At 35.2% G+C, this 15,686-nt stretch carries 18 protein-coding genes, 1 tRNA gene and 2 rRNA genes; 12 read left to right on the top strand and 9 right to left on the bottom strand.

Features of this window, described 5'->3' with window-relative positions:
* The 3 genes from MK805_RS17400 to MK805_RS17390 form a co-directional block, all read left to right on the top strand.
* A 23S ribosomal RNA gene (locus MK805_RS17400) occupies positions 1 to 100 on the top strand; the annotation flags it as partial.
* A gap of 64 nt (positions 101 to 164) precedes the next feature.
* A 5S ribosomal RNA gene (gene rrf / locus MK805_RS17395) occupies positions 165 to 281 on the top strand.
* Positions 282 to 756: 475 nt separating this feature from the next.
* On the top strand, positions 757 to 1,161 hold the full coding sequence (locus tag MK805_RS17390) for an EthD domain-containing protein (RefSeq protein WP_240877191.1): 405 nt from the start codon (positions 757 to 759) through the stop codon (positions 1,159 to 1,161).
* Between the two features lie 52 nt (positions 1,162 to 1,213).
* Here the strand turns inward: MK805_RS17390 and MK805_RS17385 are convergent, their stop codons facing one another.
* Together MK805_RS17385 and MK805_RS17380 are read right to left on the bottom strand one after the other, a co-directional pair.
* Positions 1,214 to 1,888, bottom strand: a complete 675-nt coding sequence (locus tag MK805_RS17385; RefSeq protein WP_240877190.1) for a uracil-DNA glycosylase — start codon at positions 1,886 to 1,888, stop codon at positions 1,214 to 1,216.
* Positions 1,889 to 2,013: 125 nt separating this feature from the next.
* On the bottom strand, positions 2,014 to 3,387 hold the full coding sequence (locus MK805_RS17380) for an amino acid permease (RefSeq protein ID WP_240877189.1): 1,374 nt from the start codon (positions 3,385 to 3,387) through the stop codon (positions 2,014 to 2,016).
* Between the two features lie 225 nt (positions 3,388 to 3,612).
* Between MK805_RS17380 and MK805_RS17375 the strand changes: the two genes are divergently transcribed.
* Together MK805_RS17375 and MK805_RS17370 are read left to right on the top strand one after the other, a co-directional pair.
* Positions 3,613 to 3,688 (top strand) — tRNA-Thr (locus MK805_RS17375).
* Positions 3,689 to 4,074: 386 nt separating this feature from the next.
* Positions 4,075 to 4,359 (top strand): hypothetical protein, encoded by a 285-nt coding sequence (locus MK805_RS17370; RefSeq protein WP_240877188.1) that lies wholly within the window; start codon positions 4,075 to 4,077, stop codon positions 4,357 to 4,359.
* 578 nt (positions 4,360 to 4,937) lie between these two features.
* On the opposite strand, the gene MK805_RS17365 is transcribed toward MK805_RS17370, so the two are convergent.
* Positions 4,938 to 5,438 carry a DUF2690 domain-containing protein gene (locus tag MK805_RS17365; RefSeq protein WP_240877187.1) on the bottom strand — a complete coding sequence of 167 codons (501 nt, stop codon included), beginning with the start codon at positions 5,436 to 5,438 and terminating at the stop codon, positions 4,938 to 4,940.
* Positions 5,439 to 5,891: 453 nt separating this feature from the next.
* On the opposite strand from MK805_RS17365, the gene MK805_RS17360 reads away from it, so the two are divergent.
* Positions 5,892 to 6,695: a GNAT family N-acetyltransferase gene (locus MK805_RS17360; protein ID WP_240877186.1), complete on the top strand. Its 804-nt coding sequence runs from the start codon at positions 5,892 to 5,894 to the stop codon at positions 6,693 to 6,695.
* A 77-nt stretch (positions 6,696 to 6,772) separates the two neighbouring features.
* Here the strand turns inward: MK805_RS17360 and MK805_RS17355 are convergent, their stop codons facing one another.
* From MK805_RS17355 to MK805_RS17330, 6 genes are all read right to left on the bottom strand, one after another.
* Positions 6,773 to 7,000, bottom strand: coding sequence for a hypothetical protein (locus tag MK805_RS17355; RefSeq protein ID WP_240877185.1), 228 nt, complete (start codon positions 6,998 to 7,000; stop codon positions 6,773 to 6,775).
* Positions 7,001 to 7,281: 281 nt separating this feature from the next.
* Positions 7,282 to 7,644 carry a hypothetical protein gene (locus tag MK805_RS17350; RefSeq protein WP_240877184.1) on the bottom strand — a complete coding sequence of 121 codons (363 nt, stop codon included), beginning with the start codon at positions 7,642 to 7,644 and terminating at the stop codon, positions 7,282 to 7,284.
* Positions 7,645 to 8,110: 466 nt separating this feature from the next.
* Positions 8,111 to 8,536 (bottom strand): Hsp20/alpha crystallin family protein, encoded by a 426-nt coding sequence (locus tag MK805_RS17345; RefSeq protein WP_240877183.1) that lies wholly within the window; start codon positions 8,534 to 8,536, stop codon positions 8,111 to 8,113.
* A gap of 61 nt (positions 8,537 to 8,597) precedes the next feature.
* Positions 8,598 to 8,834, bottom strand: coding sequence for a hypothetical protein (locus MK805_RS17340; protein ID WP_240877182.1), 237 nt, complete (start codon positions 8,832 to 8,834; stop codon positions 8,598 to 8,600).
* Between the two features lie 13 nt (positions 8,835 to 8,847).
* Positions 8,848 to 9,084 carry a hypothetical protein gene (locus MK805_RS17335; protein WP_240877181.1) on the bottom strand — a complete coding sequence of 79 codons (237 nt, stop codon included), beginning with the start codon at positions 9,082 to 9,084 and terminating at the stop codon, positions 8,848 to 8,850.
* Positions 9,085 to 9,102: 18 nt separating this feature from the next.
* A complete protein-coding gene (locus MK805_RS17330; protein WP_240877180.1) occupies positions 9,103 to 9,339 on the bottom strand; it encodes a hypothetical protein in 237 nt (78 codons plus the stop codon).
* A gap of 143 nt (positions 9,340 to 9,482) precedes the next feature.
* Between MK805_RS17330 and MK805_RS17325 the strand changes: the two genes are divergently transcribed.
* The 6 genes from MK805_RS17325 (at position 9,483) to MK805_RS17300 (ending at position 15,544) form a co-directional block, all read left to right on the top strand.
* A complete protein-coding gene (locus MK805_RS17325) occupies positions 9,483 to 9,737 on the top strand; it encodes a hypothetical protein (RefSeq protein ID WP_240877179.1) in 255 nt (84 codons plus the stop codon).
* Positions 9,738 to 10,301: 564 nt separating this feature from the next.
* The gene (locus MK805_RS17320; protein WP_240877178.1) at positions 10,302 to 10,853 is read left to right on the top strand and encodes a hypothetical protein; all 552 of its coding nucleotides are present in this window, start codon (positions 10,302 to 10,304) and stop codon (positions 10,851 to 10,853) included.
* A 183-nt stretch (positions 10,854 to 11,036) separates the two neighbouring features.
* Complete coding sequence (gene rarD / locus MK805_RS17315; RefSeq protein WP_240877177.1) at positions 11,037 to 11,951, top strand: EamA family transporter RarD; 915 nt, start codon at positions 11,037 to 11,039, stop codon at positions 11,949 to 11,951.
* A gap of 184 nt (positions 11,952 to 12,135) precedes the next feature.
* The gene (locus tag MK805_RS17310) at positions 12,136 to 13,977 is read left to right on the top strand and encodes a cation:proton antiporter domain-containing protein (protein ID WP_240877176.1); all 1,842 of its coding nucleotides are present in this window, start codon (positions 12,136 to 12,138) and stop codon (positions 13,975 to 13,977) included.
* 194 nt (positions 13,978 to 14,171) lie between these two features.
* Positions 14,172 to 15,086 carry a ParM/StbA family protein gene (locus MK805_RS17305; protein ID WP_240877175.1) on the top strand — a complete coding sequence of 305 codons (915 nt, stop codon included), beginning with the start codon at positions 14,172 to 14,174 and terminating at the stop codon, positions 15,084 to 15,086.
* Positions 15,087 to 15,091: 5 nt separating this feature from the next.
* Positions 15,092 to 15,544: a hypothetical protein gene (locus MK805_RS17300; protein WP_240877174.1), complete on the top strand. Its 453-nt coding sequence runs from the start codon at positions 15,092 to 15,094 to the stop codon at positions 15,542 to 15,544.
* Positions 15,545 to 15,686: the final 142 nt, after the last annotated feature.

The following is a 15,686-nucleotide window of genomic DNA, read 5'->3' as shown; positions in this document are numbered from 1 at the left end:
TAGGTAAGACCCCTTGTAGATGACGAGGTAGATCGGTCTGAGGTGTAAGCACAGCAATGTGTTTAGCTGACAGATACGAATCGGTCGAGGGCTTCTCCTACTGCAACATCATCTTTTCCTATCCGATTTTGAAAGTGCGAGTCACTTTCTTTCCATAAAATACGTCTGGTGATCATAGCAGAGGGGTTCCACTCGTTCCCATCCCGAACACGACCGTTAAGCCCTCTCACGCTGATGGTACTTGGACCGCAGGGTCCTGGGAGAGTAAGTAGTCGCCAGGCAACACACAAAGCCTACCATTAATGGTAGGTTTTTTTGTTTTAGAAAGAATACGATTTGCAAAATTGGAGTGCTTTAGACAATGAAGTATAAATTCTAGGATTTATTTATATTTATTGCTAACAATTTATTATGTTGACTAATCATTCTTTCCCTGACTGAATAGTTACTATACTATTAAAATCCCAATATTTATACAATAGGATTCCTGTATATACTATACTAGTAATAGGTATCTAATCAAATCGACTTTGAATTAGTATGACAATATAAATGTTTCATACTTTAATTCGATTAAGAATGAAAGTTTATTGGGTTGTGGAAATGATGGAAGAATTTATATGCTCCTATATGTATTTTATGTAAGTCCATTCAAAGAGAATGACTTCATTATAAAAGAAGAGGGAGTAAATATATTATTTGGGACGAGTCACTCCCTTTGTGATTATGACATATGGAGTAGTTTGGGAGGCTACTATGGTAAAAGTGCAGGGATTATATAGGAACATCAATGATTTAGAGGAATTTGAAGTGTATTACACAAAAGTAATTATCCCAAAAATTTTAAGTGTACCTGGGGTTATAAAAATTGACTTTACAACTCTTTATCACTCTACGAATAAACAACCAGAAGGATTAAATGATATTCACGTTATTACAGAGACTTATTTTGAATCATTAGAAGAGATGAAACGAATACTTAGTTCAGAAGAAGGGATAGCAATCTTAAAGTTGGTTGCAGCTCTTGGTGAAGATAGCACTGAAATAGCAAGCTTTATGGCTCAAGAAAAAGTTGTTTATGCTCCTAAGTGGTTAGAGAAAAAAACGGAAGAGGGTGAAGTCATCGAGATAGTTGATCTTAATAATCTGGAAATTTTTTGAGATGGGTATATAAAAAAAGAGATGGCCATTGGTTGGCGCATCTCTTTTTTAGTTAAAGATTTGAAACCGCCCAATCTATTTCTTTTTCTCCTATGCTGCGTAAGAAATTGTTTGTTTTACTAAATGGTCTGCTGCCAAAGAATCCATTTTTAGCTGAGAGTGGGCTTGGGTGTGCTGATTCAATGATATAGTGATGTTTGTTTGTGATAAAAGTTTTTTTTGCTTGGGCGTGTCTTCCCCAAAGAATAAAGACAATTGGTTTTTCTCTTTCATTCAATTTTTGTATGACTTGATCAGTAAAGTTCTCCCAACCTTGTCCTTTATGGGAGTTCGGTGTTTTTTCTCGTACAGTAAGTACTGCATTGAGTAGTAACACTCCTTGTTTAGCCCATGACTCTAAAAAACCATGGTTTGGGATAGGATGTCCCAAGTCTGCTTGAAGTTCTTTGAAGATATTTTTTAAAGAAGGAGGTTGTTTTACTCCTGGTTTTACAGAGAAGCTTAATCCATGTGCTTGTCCTGCTCCATGATATGGATCTTGTCCTAAAATAACTACTTTTGTTTCTTCATAAGGAGTAAGATGAAGTGCATTGTAGATATCATCTTTTATAGGATAAATAGTTTGTGTATTATATTCATCCACTAAATATTGTCGTAGTTGTTGATAGTAAGGTTTTTCAAATTCACTTCCAACCACATCAAGCCAGTCATTATGTAAAATAGCCATATTTTCACCTCATTTAGTATATATGTTCTATTATGACATACTTTTTCTGCTAATTTGGTAGCAATCTTGTTAAGTTTATAAGATGAGACAAAAAAACTGGAACCACATTATTGGTTCCAGTTTTACTATGCTTTGTGTTTACGTTTTTTCACTATCTGATAACCAATCGTCAAAATAATAAACCATATAGGTCCTACATATAGGGCTATCCTTGTTTCATCATTAAATGCAAGTAAGACGATGACTAAGGCTAAAAAGAGAATGACGATCCAGTTGGTAACAGGAGCACCTGGCATTTGAAAGTGACTTCGTTTAATTTTTCCAGCTTTTACTTGTTGATGATATTTTAAATGAGTGAACATAATAATCATCCAAGTCCAAACAGCACCTACTGTCCCGATACTCGTGATATATGCAAATGCTTGCTTTGGAATAAAATAATTTAAGGCAACGCCGATAAGAAGAAAAAGGGTAGAAATTGTAATTGCTCTTCCTGGCACGCTTCGATCGTTTACTTTTTGAAACCCTTGTGGTGCTTGAGCTAGGTTGGAAAGATTGAATAGCATCCTTCCTGAGCTGAATATACCACTATTACAAGAAGATAATGCAGCTGTCAGGACAACCATATTGATAATCATTGCCGCTCCAGGGATCCCTACTTTTTCAAAGGTTAATACAAAAGGGCTTACGTTTTCATCTAAACCTACCCAAGGGTAGATGGCCATAATTACTGCCAAAGAACCAACATAAAAAATTAAGATTCGCCAGATGACACTATCTACGGCTTTTGGTATGGTTTTATCTGGGTCTTTCGCTTCTCCAGCCGTTATCCCGATTAACTCTACCCCAATAAAAGCAAACATCACCATTTGGAGAGATAGTAAGAGTCCACTAATTCCATTGGGTACAAAACCACCGTGGCTCCATAGGTTGGAAAAACCAGTAGCATGACCATGGTTTCCGATTCCAGTAAAAATGATTAATAATCCTAGAAGAATAAGAACAACAATAGTTACTACTTTGATCAATGCAAACCAGAATTCTACTTCTCCAAACACCTTTACGGCAATCATGTTGATGATGTAAATAACAATTAAAGAAATTAAGGCAGGTATCCAATTCGCTACCTTTGGAAACCATAGGTGGACATATTTTCCGATAGCTGTTATTTCTGCCATTCCAATCACAATCCACATAAACCAGTACGTCCATCCTGTGAAAAATCCAGCCCATTCTCCGATAAATTCTGTGGCATAGGTACTAAATGAACCAGACACAGGTTTGTACATTACTAGTTCGCCCAGTGCACGCATGATGAGGAAAATGATCATTCCAGCTACAATATAATTAATTAATATTGCAGGTCCAGCGGTTTTAATTGCGGTTGCTGATCCCAGGAAAAGCCCTACACCAATTGCACCGCCAATGGCGATAAGTTCAATATGCCGGCTTTTTAACTCACGAGATAATCCATGTTGTGAGTTTTGTTTTTTCGACAAACGCATCCACTCTTTTCTATATAAAATACAGCATATCTAATTTTTCTTTGTCACATTCTGCATTCCCTTTTATAATTTGTTGAATGAGAAAAAAGTATGTAATACAAGAAAGTTATATGAAAACAAAGACTAACAATAATGTCGATGCAATAAAAGGAAATTGAATTTGACTAATCTATTCATTTGACATATAATAATTTGGTCAAAATACTTATACTTTATTTTGCTGGCGTAGCTCAGTTGGTAGAGCACTTCACTCGTAATGAAGGGGTCGCAGGTTCGAGTCCTGTCTCCAGCACCACCCGAAACCCTTGTGTTTATCAGGGGTTTTTGCTGTTTTTAGGGGATGAAAATGAAATGAGAATTGCCCACAAAAATACCAAATGACCACATATTGACCACGCACTGTGGTTTAAGGGTAAACAAGAAGATGTAGTGGAAAACAGCCATAATAGACTATATTTCGTATTTTAGATATATTTCAGATGATAGTCGTACACATTTTATACCAACATAGCTTTAGTTTTAGAGTGCTACTCGTAATGACTTTTGACATAATTAATCATTTATTAAAAATTTTATTATATTTTTTGCGAATTATAATGTATATAATTATTCTAAATTAGGAGTTATTAATTTTTCACTTCTAATAGAATAAAAAAACTATTGTTAGGAGTGTTGTTTATCATGGTGAACACTTTCAAAAAACTTCCGATTCTGTTTGCCTCTCTTCTGTTGGTGTTGTCGTTTAGTTTCGTAGCCCAACCTCAAAAAACGGAAGCATATACTTGCTATAAGTCTGGTTGGAGCACTTTTTCTACTTACTGGATTAGTCCGACCTTCTACTATCCAGGTGGATATATGAAGATAAATATTACAGCATATGCTAGTAAAAAACAACTATGGGGACTAGTGTATATCCGAGCAATGGGAGCGCTGGTGGTGGGACTGCAGGAGACAGAAGTGTTATGACTTATTCTAAAACTTGGACGAATTATGGTTTTGACTATGGTGCCACTAAATATATTAAGCCAGGATATTACAAGTTGATGTTTGATAATGGTAACCGTAACACAAGTTCAGCTACAATCCATGTAACTTCCTATTGTATTCATAACTAAAGGTAGGACATATCTGCGTCTATGCTAGGTTAACTAGATTAACTTTTTGATGACGAAATCGGGGGTTTGAATCTCGCTGTCGGCACCAAGCAAAACTCTTGGCTTCATATATAGCCAAGAGTCTTTGCCGATTCGTTTTCTATATTTCATTCTGGTGTAGTGCCATGCTAAGTTTCTCGTTGCTTGTTCCTGTAGCGTGGGGATGACATGGCTACAGCTGTCCATGGTCACCGAGGTTTGGCCATATCCCAGTCGTTCACTCACTACTTTACTTCAGCATGATTCTTGATACTATTTTCTATGTATTTACACCATTTAGACGTAATAAAGATATCATACAGATACACCTCCAAATAAAAATCCCGATACCTTTTGGTTCGGGACTTTCTATATTTGGATGGATCTTAGTAAATTTTGATAGACAAATGTTTAGTAAGACCTAGTGCGGCCACCACTGTAATAATACACACATCCACTACTTGAACATCCTGAAAGAACGTCTACAGATGCATAGGAAGTATTCGGACTCAAATCATATACCATTGGACTGTAACATGTAGTTTGACCGGGTTTAATACTTCCATTTCCATTAGCATCCCAGCAACCATAGATTTTTTTATCGTTGTTGCGTTCTACCCAACCAGCTACATCATGTTTACTTGGAAGTGGTTTACTTAACCTTACAAATGACCAAGAGGTTTTACATGATGTGTTATACATTAAGTATACAGTTCCGGAAACGGTACTAGAAGTAGTTTTCACAGAAAATGATTTAGAGCTTTTTACTACCCCAGTTTTATTACAACCAGTTGCAACAGGACTTTTTCCATCCTTGGAATAAGTAGCTGCGCTTGTATTAAGAGGACTAATCAGTAGACCAGATACACCTACGAAAATGACGAACAAACCTGTAAACAGTTTGCGTAACAAGGTACACACACTCCTTTAATGATATTCAACTTAGTATACTAAATAATCAGCTTTATTCATCAGAAGTAATAATTATAATTGTCAGATTCATATTTTTTAGGGGAATATTAATAATATTACCCAATGCCTTCCGGTTCGGGGTTAGGTGTTCCTCTATTATTTCAATATTAATAGACGAAACGTTAAAAGAGTCCAATTATCCAGATTAGAGCAGGAAAAATATGGAGAAAGTTCAAGGTTAACAACTACTTATCAATAGTTTATTTGAGGTTGAAAGTAGATATTTTTTAATAGTTACTTACTTTTTGACCATGCACTTTGGTACAATTGGGTTAACAGGAGAATATTTGTGGTTCTAATAGACCCAATAATCCCGTTTTTTATCATATTTCAAACAATAGACATGTTTTAGTTATATTTCTACACTTTTCGAATAGGAGTAGGTGTTTTTTATTGAGTAAAAGTCTTGCTGTAATTAAAAGAATTCATACATATGGCGAACTAAAAGAAGTAGCTTCCATACGACGTGAGCTTTGGCCAAACGATGGCGAAGTTGCTTTGGATCATATGAAGTTTATATCCGATCATGGTGGAATTATATTAGGGGCTTATCGGGATAATCAGATGGTTGGTTATGTCTATAGTTTTCCCGGTTATCGACCAAATAAAGTGTATCTGATCTTGCAAAATATTGGTGTTCTTCCTGCTTATCAGCATCAAAAGATAGGAGAGTCTTTGATGCAGTATTTAAAAGAAGAAGCAAGAAGTTTAGGATATCAAGAAATTATATGGACCTATGAACCGTTAGAAAGCGTGAATGCATATATATACCTTCACAAGATGGGGGCAGTTTCTTCCGAGTATCTGAAGAATTGTTATGAGGATGATGAGAATGGGTTGTCAGTTGACCGTTTTCTTACCCGCCTAGATCTTACTGATCCTGATCAGGAACCTTTGGACATACCAGTTGGTTTAATAGAACAATCCTATAAAATTGATCACAACATGGATAATCATGATTTATCACAAGTAGAGTTGAATTTTGCTGATCTAGAGAAATATCCTTATGTTCTCATACCTGTTCCTTCTCATTTACAAAGTATTCGTTTCCGAACAGAGTTGCATAGATGGAGAACTTTAACACGTTCCCTGTTTTTTCAGTTTTTTAAACATGGATGGGAAGTATTTGATTTGATAAAGAATGAAAGGTCCGATTCATCTATCCATTACTATGTTGCAAGAAAAGCAAAAGGATGATATCTCATTTTTAATAGGAAAACGGAGTACTGGTTACACCTGATGAGGATTTTTATGGAACACAGTTGATGAGTCCATTAATTACTCATTCGTGCATTTCTCTTGCCATTAAAACTTGAAATGATCAATAAAATGGATGGAACGATGAGAACGAATAAAACGATAATGTTATTTTCAAAGGTAGCAAAATGGAAAAAATCATTGATATTTTTAGGGACAAAAGTAATGAGATAAACAATAGGAGTTAAACCATAGATAAATTCATTGTCCTCTTTTTTTTGTTGAAAAGCTGCTTCAGAAGGCATACCACTTTTTGGATCTAGTAAGAAGCAGATTAAATTAGAATTGTTGAATCTTAAACAATATAGTAGTGGCGTTATCATACAAGAGTATAAAATCATTTATAAATAGCATTATATCGAATACAATTTATTGGGATTTAAGTCGCCGGAAACCCTTTTAAATTGGTTAGGAGTATTTTTGTTTCTTCCAACTTTTATCCCGCTCCATAACGTTTAATAAAAAGAATCGAGTAGGTGTAGTTATTTCTTCCTACTCGATTCTTTTTTATTTATTTGATACTTTATCAATCATAAACAGTAGCAGATGTACCACTAGATGAGGCATGGTAATAAAGCTCTGCTTTATGATTCGTCCCGTCTACAAACTTATCAACATAGAATGTTTGACATTCACCATCACTTAAGTATGTGGTGCCTACATAATCATCTGCATTGTCTGGATCATACTCATACAGATTAAATTCTATTATGCCGACAGGAACATGAGCACAAAATTTTATATACCCCCCACCAGAATAAAAGATCTGCGACTGTGTATAAGTACCAAGTTTCTGCCAACCAGCAGAATCAGCAAATGCAGACGTAAACGGAATAGCGAGTGCAATGCTAGCAAGAGCAATGGAAAGACCAAGTTTTTTCAGTTTCAAACCTATTCCCCCTAAATATAATATTGTTCTAGAAGAAGATTTCCTTTCTTGAGATTGTTACGAATTATTCTAAAAAGATGTAATTCATGTAACAATCTTTCATATAGTTAAAAACTATATAATAAAGTGTATTCTACTAAATGAAATTATACAAATCAATAATAAAATTATATATATAAATAATTGAATTATAAATATAAATAGTAATTTTAAGAGGTGACTTGATGGGTTGGATGAGGTCCACGAATCGGACTTGTATCTGGAGGCCAGACTCTTGGCTTTTTTCCACTAGTGAATCGATAAGATAGAAGGATTTGGATGAGTTTGATGAAGTGAAGAAGATTTTGAATTCAATTCTGAGGACTTTTGGAGGAAAAATTTTGTTAAAGGATTACTTGTCATGTTCTATGATAGAATGTGACAAGTTTTTTCTATAAACAATATAAATGCAGTAAACAAATGGCTCTTAGTTGTCGTAAGAAGTATTGGAGTAGTTGATCATGATTTCTTTATAATTTGTTTTCTTATATTTTGAAACACGTATTTGAAGAGTGTTTTGAATGTAATTTGCTTCACTGCCAACTACATCGCCCTTACATGGTAAATTCACGAATATAGGATCATGACTTAAACCAGTAATCTTCAATTTATCTGCATCCAAAAGAATTCGTATGTCTTCTGCTTTTTTCTGTTCCGGAACTTGAATTTGAACAATCATATAATCATCTGTTTCTTTTATGTTTGGCGGGGCGTTAAAAGGTGATATTTCTATGTCATATTTGTTAGAAAAAACTTGGTCAATGGATTTATTAATAATTCCCTCTAGCCAATTAAAATCCATAGAGAAATAGGGGAAGTTATTTTTGTTATTAGAGGCATTATTTTTACGCATGAGCGACTCCCAATAAAAAACTTGGAAATGGACTTTTCATCTTCATGCACTCCTTGAGGTCTTATAATTGAGTTCCTACATAATTATTTCCATCAAAACTTGCATTATCTAGATAGTCAGGGTCAATGTTTATAAATTTGTTTGTTTTTACACTCCCTAAGCCTTCAAAAATAATATAATTACCTACATTTTGTTTTGTTGTATTTCTATTTTGAACGATGTTAGCTCCAAAGTTAATGGATCCAGCTTGTGCTACAGCATTGGATTGAACACAGCCAAGTTGAATAAATGTTGTCATTAGATAATGCCCCCTACAATTGAGGTCCACCAAGGTTTTGAGCATCGATATTTGCTTGGTCAATGTTGTCTGGATCAACATTTTGATGAAATAAGACAGGGACATTGTTTAACCCTACTCCTACGTTTGTAGATGCATTGTTGTTTTTTGTTCCATTTCGATTTTGGATAATGTTTTGCCCGATCCCAATCGATCCACTGGAGGTAATGCTATTGTTTTGAATGAATCCAAAATTAAAAAATACAGGCATAGAAAGTATCCTTTCTAATTAAGTCGATTTCATCGCCCAATTATCTCCACTCCATACACAGTGGTCTAAAGTGTCTATATCCATCATATATTTTTCTTCTTCCTCTATGTGAAGTTGGCCACTGCCAATAAATGCAATACCTTGGTTCTGTTTTTGTAAATTACGTTGTGTGATGGAGTTTGTTCCACTTGTTACTACAGCATCTTGGCTACAACGATCAATGGAAAAGCCATCTAGTTTGATTCGCAAATCCAAAGTTAATTTCTCCTTTATGAGTTGTTTACGCTATAGTATATCGTTCCATGTACAAATGTGCAGGAACATTTACCTAGCTCCTACATACGATAACAAGACTAATCCAATGGGGTAGATCCCATATATAAAGGTAGGTTGGCGTCTTGGATACCAAAAATATAAATATCAATATTAACATTGGGACAGTCAAGATTATTTCCATGGCAACCGCTAGTACTTTTGCTATTGGAAACAGTGGTGTTGCCAACCGAAATAATAGCAAAACAAATTCTGGACCATCGATCACTGCTGATGGTACGGTAACGGTGCCGATAAAAAAACAAATCACCTATGATCCAGATCAATTGGATGCACCTGAATGGGGAGGGCACCATGTGGTCACCACCCCAATCTCATAATAAATAAATTTTGTACATAATTTGATAACGACATATCTACAAGAATCAAGAGAGAAGTCCCTTTTATAAATTTGTAATGATTAGCACGTATTCCTCTATATTTTCTATCCTCCTAGGTGAAAACTGGGGTCTTTTTATTTAAATAGAATAGAATAAATAATCTGGTAAGTAGGTGAGGAAATTGGCAACAAAACGAGAGATATTTATAAGCAGTATCTTTCTTACGGGTAGTACTCTTTTCTTCATCGCTTCTTTACTTTCATTTATTGTATTATTTCAACCAAATAAGGCAATTTAAGAGTTGATACCTTAATCAGATAAGTAATTCTTTATATGAAATAAACGATAGAAACCAAAATACTCTAGGTTATTCCTAAGGGTATTTTGGTTTCTATCGTTTGAGATTTCAACTCAAAAGGAAATAAAGAAAAGACCTAAAGGTTATTAAAGTTTTAAATAAACGATATGAGATCTTTTGCAAATTGTAAAATCATCAGATATAATTCTTTTTTGTGTGGTCTTAGCGATAAGTGTTGAAACCAACTAAAAAGAAGGATGATACTTATGGTTGGAACGATCGGAAAAATAACAATTCTACTGAGCATTAGCTTTTTACTAACTGCATGCAGCATTTTTGCTGAAACCGAACAAAAAGGTACTGAGCATAAGACGACTTCTACAAAAAATAATGCAAAACTTATTCAACAGCAAAAATTTAACGATATAAAATTAAATCCCAAAAGTGTAATTGTAAAAGATAATCCTAAAAACAAAAAGTTCCCAAAAGAGATTGTTCCTTTGGTTCAAACGCTTATTGCAGATGATGAACAAATACAAAGAAGTGCTATCGCTCCTGAATTAAAAAGCTCATTTCCAAAAGGAAGACTATTTCCAAAAGGTACAATCATAAACATAAACACGAAGGATTGGCGTCAGCAAGAATATTTGCCAACTAAATCAATAGGAAATATTGTTGGCAAGATTTCCATGCCTAAAAAGGCTCCTCAAAATATTTTAATTACATTTATATATAAACAGCAGCAATGGCAGGTTACTTTAACACAAATTTCAGCCAGTCCATCTAAAAAGCTCTCCTCAAAACTTAAAGAAAAATAGAAAAAGACATAGGCTGGTGGAGTATTTAATAATCTCCCCAGTTGTTTTTATTTTGATGATAACTATCTGATACTTCGTTCTGTTCCTTGATATGTTACAACACTATACATTTATAAAAATTATTACTATAATACTGTAGATGTGAAATAAATTTAAAAGTTTAAGCTTAGGAAGAGGCTTATCATGGGAACAGAAAATAACAGGGGTATTTGGTATGCAATTTCGGCGTTTTCTATGTGGGGGATTTTACCGCTTTATTGGCATTACATGAATAAGGTACCTGCTCTAGAAATTTTAGCTCATCGTATTTTTTGGTCTTTTTTATTTGTAGCTCTTCTCATAACAGTACAAAAAAAATGGAATGATGTTATAAAAGTTTTTCAGACTTGGAAAGTAATCCTCGCTATTTTCGGGTGTTCTTTATTTATTAGTGCGAATTGGTTTATCTATATATGGGCAGTAAATAATGGTCACGTTATAGAGACAAGTCTTGGATACTATATCAATCCTCTCATCAGTATTGCATTTGGAATGCTTTTTTTACGTGAAAGATTGAATTCATGGCAATGGGTTGCGTTGTCTTTTGCACTAATCGGAGTTTTGATCCAAACCATCGAGTTTGGACAGTTTCCATGGATAGCACTATCTTTGTCTGTTACTTTTGCTCTTTATGGACTATCGAAAAAACTGATTAAAGTGGAAGCGATGACTTCGCTTGTACTGGAAACTATGATGGTAGCTCCATTTGCTTTAGGATATATCTTATTTATAGAAGCGAGAGGAACAGGCTCGATAACGGATCTACCTGTCTCGAATGTACTCTTATTAATTGGCTCAGGTATAATAACTGCACTTCCGCTACTTTGGTTTGCTCAAGGGGCAAAACGTGTTTCTTTGTCTACCTTAGGATTTATTCAATATTTAGCTCCTACTATTGCCTTGGTTTTAGGTGTGTTCTTTTTCCATGAGCATTTTACCAAAGTGAATTTTATTAGCTTTGGATTTATCTGGATTGCCATTCTTATTTATTCGCTATCGCAAATGAAACTACTGGATAGATGGTTTTCCAGAAAATCGCTAGTAAAAGAAAGAATATAAGATACTCTGTCATTGTCCTGTACTCTTAAATTTGTGGCAAAAAATAAATGCCATGTGATATCATAACTTTAAAATATATAGATTCGCTTTTTTGGAGGAGCCTGTCATCACGGGGCTCCTCTTTCTTTTTTTGGATAACCTAAAAAGAGGAAGGGAATGAAAGGGGTTATATATGCAGCTTTATATGGAATTATCGATTTTACTTTTGGCTATTGCGACAGGTGTAACAGCGATTGCAAAGAAGTTTGGTATTGCATATCCAATTGCATTAGTAATAGTTGGGACGATTGTTGGTTTATTTCCTATTCCTGAATTAGAAGAGTTAAAGTCGTTTGTTGTAGAGGATGAAATATTTCATTTTATTATTATTTCTATTTTCCTTCCTGCTTTACTAGGGGAAGCTACATTGAAATTATCGATACGACAATTAAAAGAAAATCAGCGCAGTATTCTCTCGCTAGCAATTTTAGGTACATTGCTTTCATTTGTGACGGTTGGTTTTTTATCAATGAAATTTATATCTTTGCCAATTGTCGTAGCCTTTACCTTTGCTTCTCTAATGGCTGCGACAGATCCAGTTAGTGTTTTATCTATCTTTAAAAAAGTAGGAGTTAATGAGAGGCTTGCCATCATTTTAGAAGGAGAAAGTCTGGCGAATGATGGTGTAGCTGTTGTCTTGTTTCAAATTTCAAGTACCAGTTTATTATTGTATGTAAATGAAGGATGGAAAGGTCTTGGACTTGGAATAACGGATTTTTTGCTCGTAAGTGTTGGTGGAATTGCGGTGGGAGCTATTTTAGGGTATTTATTCTCTAAAGTCTCTCGTTATTTTGATGACTTCGCTTTGGAAATCCTCCTATCACTTGTACTTTTTTACAGTGCATTTTTAGCAGCCGAATTTTTACATGTATCAGGTGTGATTGCAGTAGTGGCAGCTGGACTTGTACTTGGAAATTATGGTGCAAAACAGATGACACCTACTACTAAGCTTAACATTCGTAACTTTTGGGACACTCTCGCGCTCATTGCCAATTCGATTGTATTTTTGATGGTAGGAATAGAAATTAATCGTATAAATTTTGCAGACCGGTGGGTTTCCATTTTGATTGCGATTGTGATTGTTCTTTTCGCGAGAGCGATTTCCGTTTATTTACCGTTATGGGGGAACAAAACTGTTCCTATCAAATGGAGACATACAATCAATTGGGGAGGTTTACGGGGAGCTCTCTCTATTGCCTTAGCGTTAAGCCTTCCTCTTTCATTCCCAGGGAGAGAAGATATTATTGTTTTAGCATTTAGTGTTGTTTTATTCTCTTTGCTTGTACAAGGTCTTACCATGAAAAAATTTGCAATTTGGATGGATACACTTGTATCGAAAAAGGGCGTAGATCAATATGAAGAGTACTTGAGTTATATGCAGCGATATCGCACAGGACAAAAAGAATTGGCTGTAATGAGAGATCAGGCTGCTTTATCCCCGGTTTTGTATGATCTACTACAACAAGAATATGCATTTAAAATAGACCAAGTTCAACGGAAAATGGAAGAGTTATATCGGAAAAATCCATCTCTACAAATCGAACAACAAATCAAAGCAAAGCGTAGAAGTTTATATGCTGAGTATGATGTAGTATCTAGATTAGAAAAAAACTCCTTAATCAGTAGTGAAGTAGCTGATCATCAACATCAAGAGATAATGGATGCTTTAGTAAATGCACAAGAACTCAGTGACGAAGAAGTAGCAATGCTAAAGAAACATGCTGATCAATACAAGCAAGAACCATCGAAGTCGATTTGGATTATTAGTGATCAACATACTCAGCTTGGCAACGCGTTGTTAAAGGAAATGGGAAAGGGTGTGACCTATCTTCATGGAGAAGGAGCATATACAGGAGAAGGGAAAAAGGTAATATTTTGTGTAATTCACCAATCTGAAGAAGCAAAATTAAACGAAATTGTCCAACGTGTTGATCCAAATGCTTTTTTGGCAGTCGGTAATATTCACAATGTAAAAGGTGGGAAATGAAAGGTGAAGTTAAGAAATATGGCTGAATCCTCTAATCTAGGTCCAGTCATATTTCTTAACAGATAAGTTTATGGAAATTATATGAAATTAATGGGATAATACAAAGATTCTTTACTCTAATTACACAGATATATAGAAAAACATCTGTTAATGGCTTATCATGTTCATTAGGAATATACATAAGGAGTGACAGTATGAGTTATTTTGATGGGAAGAATGAATTTGCCATTGCAGTAACAGATAATGGTCGGCATAAAGTAAAAGGGGCACTTATTCAAGGAAAACATGTGCATACGGATGATTTTTTTAGTTATATCGGTGAATATGTAGACTTGGATTTTCATGCGAATTCAGATGAAGATATGATTGTTCAAATTGGGAGAAATGGAGAAAAAGGCACTTATTTTGTAGGTGATTTGGCTCGCAGAGCTGGTAACCATGCTAAAAAAGCAAAGCAAGATTCTAAGGCGCATGAACAAAACATCATTTTTACTTTGACTATGTTGCATCGCTTAGGTGTGGCAGGCAATGTAAAACTAGGTACGGTTGTACCAATTGAAAACCACCGTTCAGATGCAAAAAAATTAAAGCAGATGCTTGTCGGAGAGCATTTTGTAACAGTTAATGGTGTAGAGAGAAGAATTCATATTCTTGATGTTTTAGTTGGGGTAGAAGGTGGAGCTACTTACTATGTGACTCCTGAAGAAGATACAGAGGACAAAGTAGTTCATATTATGGCTATCGGTTCTGAGAAATCTAACTTTGCAACCTATGATCATAATGGTCGTTATGTGCACAATCAATCTGGTTCTTCCTCGAATATTTCTTGGGAAAAATTCCGTAATTTCTCCAAAGATAAACGTGCTGAAGCAATAGCAAAAGCTATTTTTTCAGAAGTAGGTGGATATCATTGGGATTTGCCATATGAAGATGAGTATGGCGATGTGAGAGAAAAAATGTTTTATGTGTCAGGTGGAGCTGCTGAGCTATTATTGCCAGAAATCCGTAAGTTTTTCCCGAATGTACAAGTTGCTCCAAATCCTTTGTACAGTGATTGTCTAGGCATGCTTCACGCTTCTGCACTCGAGTGGGTCCCAGAAGGGTGGTAAAATAAATGAGCGAACGAGATACAAGGGAGTTGCTTTCAACTCGTAAACGCAATGTGACGCTTACTTTTAATCTAAATGATCAAATGGAGCGTGAAGTTTATGAGTGGTGCAGTGAGCATGATGATTCGTGTTCTGCTTTTATCAAAAAAGTACTCTCCCAGTACAAGGAGTATCGAGAGTTTGTGCAAACGGTATCAAAGTTACATGAGATGATGCCAATGATGCAACAAATATTTCCGGCAGTGGGTACAAATAGCCCAGTACCAAATCCACTCCAGCAGATGAGTTCGCAAGTAAATCAAAAAATGAATTCACAAGTGATTCCACAAATGAGTTCGCATATACAACCATTTTCAAATGTCCCGCCAAAAACCCCTTCTTCTACTTCCGAACTGCCATCGCGCTCTGCTCGTCATGGTGGTTCGAAGAGAAGAAGGACAAGTATGCCGATGGAATAGAAAAAGAAGACCTTATAAAATGAACTGCACCCCAATTGTTAGACACACCTAACAGTTGGAGGTGCAGTTTTTCTATGAGCAAATATTCATTAGAGCTAAAACTTAAGGCAGTTCTTGCCTATTTAGAAGGGAAAGAATCCTT

Origin of the sequence: Shimazuella soli (assembly GCF_022511585.1) — a bacterium.
GTDB lineage: Bacteria > Bacillota > Bacilli > Thermoactinomycetales > Thermoactinomycetaceae > Shimazuella > Shimazuella soli.
The sequence above is the reverse complement of the archived record's forward strand: the minus strand, read 5'-3'. Positions and strand labels throughout refer to the sequence as shown.